1 protein-coding gene is annotated in these 230 nt (G+C 77.8%); it reads right to left on the bottom strand.

Going from position 1 to position 230, the window contains the following annotated elements; genetic code table 11:
* On the bottom strand, positions 1-230 hold a 230-nt coding region (locus tag DD559_RS19925), incomplete at both ends, for a hypothetical protein (RefSeq protein WP_165831179.1).

Raw genomic sequence — 230 nt, 5'->3', positions numbered from 1 at the left:
GGCCGGGCGCCGCGGGCGGCAAGCTGGTGGGCGACGGCCAGTGCCCGGCTGCGCAGCGCGGCATAGTCCATCGTCTGCGCACCGCAGTGGAGCGCCGGTGCCGCAGGATGGCGCGCCGCGGCCGCCAGGAACAGATCGGGCAGCAGCGGCACCGGCACACCGGCATCGATCCGCACCCTGGCCAGCGCCGCGCTCGCCGCCCGGTCCTCCGGCGTGCGATGGTCCAGCGC

Source organism: Sphingomonas pokkalii, from assembly GCF_003096275.1.
GTDB lineage: Bacteria > Pseudomonadota > Alphaproteobacteria > Sphingomonadales > Sphingomonadaceae > Sphingomonas > Sphingomonas pokkalii.
Note: the sequence above shows the minus strand (reverse complement) of the source record. Positions and strands in the feature narration are given on the sequence as shown.